This window comes from Streptomyces glaucescens (assembly GCF_002154375.1).
GTDB classification, from domain to species: domain Bacteria; phylum Actinomycetota; class Actinomycetes; order Streptomycetales; family Streptomycetaceae; genus Streptomyces; species Streptomyces glaucescens.
Genome location: NZ_MUND01001059.1, coordinates 1 through 1,156, shown reverse-complemented (window position 1 = coordinate 1,156; position 1,156 = coordinate 1). Strand labels below are relative to the sequence as shown.

Genomic DNA, 1,156 nt, shown 5'->3' with positions numbered 1-1,156 from the left:
GAGCGGAAGCGGTCGATGACGCCTTTGCCGAGGTCCTGGGTGACGGAGAGCATGGTGGCTTCGAGGCCGAAGGCCATGGTCATGGTGAGCATGCCGGGGACGAGGTAGGACTTGAAGTCTCCGTTGATGTCCTGTCCGCCGCCGATGAGGTAGCTGAACATCAGGAGCATCATGACGGGGAAGACGAGTCCGACGACGACCTGGACGGGCTGGCGTGCCCAGTGGGCGAGTTCGCGGCGGGTCATGGTCCAGGAGTCGGCTGCGGCCCAGCTGAGTCTGGAGCGGGTGGGGTGGGGTGCGGCCGCGCCGGTGGTGGTGAGGTGGTGGGTGGTGCTCATGCGGCGTCCTCCTTGGTCAGGTGGATGAAGACCTCGTCGAGGGTGGGGCGGCGTACGGCGATGTCCTCGGCCTGGATGCCGGCCGTCTGCAGGGCGCGCACGGTCTGGGTCAGTGCGGCCATGCGGTCGGTGACCGAGGCGCTGATCATGCGCCGGTCCTTGTCGACGACCGCGTCGGGGGACAGGAGGGAGGCGGCGCGGGTGAGCTGGGCGGTGTCGTGCAGGACGATGTCGATGCGGTCGCCGCCGGTCTTGGTCTTCAGTTCGTCCGCGGTGCCTTCGGCGATGACCTTGCCGTGGTTGATGACCGCGATCTGGTCGGCGAGCTGGTCGGCTTCTTCGAGGTACTGGGTGGTGAGCAGGACGGTGGTGCCGCCGCCGACCAGGGAGCGCACCGCGTTCCACACCTCGGTGCGGCCGCGGGGGTCGAGCCCGGTGGTGGGTTCGTCCAGGAAGAGGACCTGGGGCTGGGAGATGAGGGAGGCGGCCAGGTCGAGCCGGCGCCGCATGCCGCCGCTGTACTGCTTGACGGCCTTGCTGCCGGCGTCCGTGAGCCCGAACTGTTCCAGGAGCTCGTCGGCCCGGGTGCCGGCGCGGCGTGCGCCGAGGTGGTAGAGGCGGCCGAACATCTCCAGGTTCTGGCGGCCGCTGAGTTCCTCGTCGACGGCGGCGTTCTGGCCGAGCAGCCCGATCCGTGAGCGCACCTCGTCGGCCCGGGTCCGCACGTCCAGGCCCGCGACCTGCACGCGTCCCTCGTCGTGGCGCAGCAGGGTGGACATGATGCGTACGGCGGTGGTCTTGCCGGCGCCGTTGGGGCC

General features: G+C 69.9%; 2 protein-coding genes. Both read right to left on the bottom strand.

Translation table 11 applies throughout. From position 1 onward, the window contains the following. Nucleotides 1-338, bottom strand: a 338-nt coding sequence (locus tag CCN42_RS40555; protein WP_143662260.1) for an ABC transporter permease, incomplete at its 3' end; no start/stop codon positions are given. After that, on the bottom strand, nt 335-1,156 hold an 822-nt coding region (locus CCN42_RS40550), incomplete at its 5' end, for an ATP-binding cassette domain-containing protein (RefSeq protein ID WP_107427734.1). The genes CCN42_RS40555 and CCN42_RS40550, both read right to left, overlap by 4 nt.